The sequence below is a fragment of the Bacillus sp. C30 genome, from assembly GCF_040838255.1.
Taxonomy (GTDB): Bacteria; Bacillota; Bacilli; order Bacillales; family Bacillaceae_G; genus Bacillus_A; species Bacillus_A mycoides.
In genome coordinates this window covers 1-3,304 of sequence record NZ_JBFPJH010000344.1, presented here as the reverse complement: position 1 = coordinate 3,304, position 3,304 = coordinate 1, and the positions used below count along the sequence as shown (strand labels likewise).

At 32.0% G+C, this 3,304-nt stretch carries 2 protein-coding genes and 2 pseudogenes; 1 reads left to right on the top strand and 3 read right to left on the bottom strand.

The window, feature by feature from the left end:
* Positions 1 to 357: 357 nt before the first annotated feature.
* A pseudogene (locus AB3X49_RS19900) lies at positions 358 to 807 on the bottom strand (IS6 family transposase); the annotation flags it as partial.
* Positions 808 to 875: 68 nt separating this feature from the next.
* Here AB3X49_RS19900 and AB3X49_RS19895 point away from each other — a divergent pair.
* Entirely contained in the window at positions 876 to 2,087 is a 1,212-nt protein-coding gene (locus tag AB3X49_RS19895) for an ETX/MTX2 family pore-forming toxin (protein WP_367964268.1), read from the top strand.
* A 616-nt stretch (positions 2,088 to 2,703) separates the two neighbouring features.
* Here AB3X49_RS19895 and AB3X49_RS19890 read toward each other — a convergent pair.
* A pseudogene (locus tag AB3X49_RS19890) lies at positions 2,704 to 2,928 on the bottom strand (integrase core domain-containing protein); the annotation flags it as partial.
* Positions 2,929 to 2,998: 70 nt separating this feature from the next.
* Positions 2,999 to 3,304: DDE-type integrase/transposase/recombinase (locus AB3X49_RS19885; RefSeq protein ID WP_367964266.1), on the bottom strand; the 306-nt coding region annotated here is incomplete at its 5' end.

The following is a 3,304-nucleotide window of genomic DNA, read 5'->3' as shown; positions in this document are numbered from 1 at the left end:
TTGCTATTCCTCCTTTTCCCCTATTTACAAAACTTATCAAATTGTCTCGTGTATAAGGGTTGCAAACATCATATCACGACAAAAAAAAAAACAAAAGGTAATATTCAGAATTTAACATCTCCTTGTATATAAAATATGTCCTGAAATAGGACATATTTTATATACAAGGAGATGTTACAAAGTTGTAAAAAGAACGAATAAACGGATAGTTGAATTTTAGAATTTAGACAGCAGCCAATAGTTTTTGCAATTCATTGTATGTTGAAAAGCCGAACTCTGATTGTGAAGTGACCCCAAAAAGTTAGACACATTATTTTATTAGGCAACCTCTTGGGTATGTGTTCGGTTTTGTTTCTATATGGCCTGGATTGTTTCGATACCTTTTATTGTACGAGAAGCATGACAGATACTTTGGAAGCCAGAAGATTGCGCAAAGCGCCGTTTTACATATCGATGATCTTGTTCAATGGGATTATTACGATATTTGATGCTACATTGTTTTGTATGTGTATAAAAATCATTTTTCTGTAATTTATTAAACGTACAAAGTAAGGCGTGAGACTTGTCTGTAGTTAGAAACGTCGATTCTCCAAAAGCTTTGATGATTCGCTTCATAAACATATAAGCAGCTTGATGATCACGCTTCTTACGAAACTGGATATCCAAAGTGTATCCCTCTCCATCAATTGCACGATACAGATAGCACCACTCGTCTTTCACTTTAATGTAAGTTTCATCTAAGTGCCAAACATGGTGTGCTGATTTATTTTTCTTTTTCCAAATTTGATAAATAAGACTGCCATATTTCTTCTTTTCTTCTCCTCAATTCATTACTATACTTAAAAGTATAGTAATGAATTGAGGAGGAATATATTTTGAAGACAAACAAATGGTTACGCACAATTCCTGTAGCATGTTTGTTAAGTTCAGCAATGCTGACTGTTCCAACATCTTCATTTGCAGCAATTGATATTAGTAGTTGTACTAAGAAAGACTATCCTCAAAGTTGTGTAGAACAAACAGATCCAGGTGTAAATAATCGAACACATAAGATGTATGAAACGATTAATAGATTAGTAGCAATTAATGATTTAAATGAACAAACAAATTGGAGTGGGAAAAGTTTGTATAACTTTATTCGCTTTAATTATTTGATTTTACCAAGTCAAGAACAAGATGTTTTAAATCAACTGAATACAATTCCAAAAGATAATGTGGTATTAAAACAAGTTCTTAAAGCTTTAAATGGGTATCATAATCGAACGAATATAATTACGGATACCAACACAATACAAATTTCAAACATGAATGTAAATAAATACATAGAAGATCCTAAACCAGAACCTAATTCAGATCAATATAGAGAAATTAATACAAAAGTAATTAATGAAAGTTACAGCCAAACTTTAACGAAAAAAACACAAAATATAACAGAAAGCATCCAATCAAGTAAGCAATTAACCGTCACACATAGTTTGAATACAGGAACTAAGGAAGGACTAAAATCTTCATTTGGAGTCGGTGTACCACTTATAGGTGAAGTAAAAGGTGAATTGTTATTTGAATATTCAGTAAACTACGGTTATACAAATGCATCTGTGACAATTAATACAACCATACACACTGTCACTTCTCCACAAGAAGATATCTCGTTAGCTCCTCGTACAGGTGCAGTAGTAATAGCAAAATTAAGTACACCTGTATATAAAACGAATTTATTGGGAATTTCTAGGGTTAAAGGCTATTATACAGATCAAGTCAACAATTATCCAACATGGGTACAATTAGGTATTTATAATAAATTCAAAGTGATTTCTCAGCATAATCCAACAATTTGGAATAAATTAAAAGAATTAGGATTTTTTTTAGATGATCACACAAAAGAAGTTATTTTTAATGGTGTGATAGATTTAATAGACCGTCATGCACCAGGATCTACGTTTGAATCTCGTACTCAAATCTATGAATTAGATGAGAATGGAAATATCAATTACAATAAACCTGTAGGTAAACCAAAAATAAAAGAAGGACAAGTTCAAAAACCTAACATTTCCAACAATACATCACGATTATTACTTGCAAAGTAAGTTTGTTGAGTGTTAGAATCTATATGGATATAACTTAGAAATATTTTACTTAACCGTTTGATAATTACCATCATTTAGATTTTTGTTGACATATCCAATGAGAGATACATTGAAATTACGGCTCTGTTGCAACAGAACCATAAAAGACATACACACATTTTTGGTTTGTACATACTCAAATAAATTATAAACTTATTAAGTTGTTTAAATGTATTAAAGAATACCTGTGGTGCTAGTTGAAATATATCCGTTGTTTTTGATGAATATAGGGTTTATAGCTGAAGTAAATTCAGCAAAAATATCTTGGAATTTACTATTTTTTACTGCTTAAAACGAAAAATCTTACTCATTTTCGCAATTTTGGAGCATTAGAAAATTAACTATCACCACAGGTTAAAGAATTAATTTATATGGGGCATATATTTGCATGAATTTTAACAGATGGAATCTTTGCAGCCTCTTCTATCAACGTGGATCTGAATGCCTTAGTTATTGTTTTATATTGATTTTAAAATATGATGGTGCTACAGAGATGATTTCCCTCCTTTCATGCCAATTGAAATATATTCATTGCCTTTGACTGACCTGGTCAAGAAAAACTGGAACATGAAATAGATTACGCAATGGATTTTGAATATTGATACGGAGTCATTCCATTTAGTGATGAGTGCGGACGAAGTGAATGATAATACATATAAATAAATTCAGCCACTAACTGAGTTACTTGAGCGAGAGAAATCAGTTTTTCTCCATGTAAACATTCACGTTTAAAGATACTAAAAAACGATTCGATCACGGCGTTATCCCAACAGTTTCCTTTACGGGACATACTTTGTTGAATCTTTTATCAATTTTTGGTTCTGTTGCAAAGTTTAAAAAGTATACATAGGTCGATATATTAGGGATAGAATTTAAGCAATCATCATTAACTGTTGTAATTCCTGGTATGCCGAAAAGACGAAGTCTTTTGAAAGACTTCGTCTTCGTTTGTAAAGAGCATGAAGGGTCTCAATCCCTTTTATTGTACGTGAGGCATGACGGATATTTTGAAATCCAGAAGATTTAGCACAACGACGTTTTACATGTCGATGATCCTGTTCAATGAGATTATTGAGATGCTTAACGGTGCAATGTTTCGTATGAACATAAAAGTCGTTATTTTTCAATTTTTTGAACGCACAAAGTAGGGCAGGAGCCTTGTCTGTTGTGAGAACCGT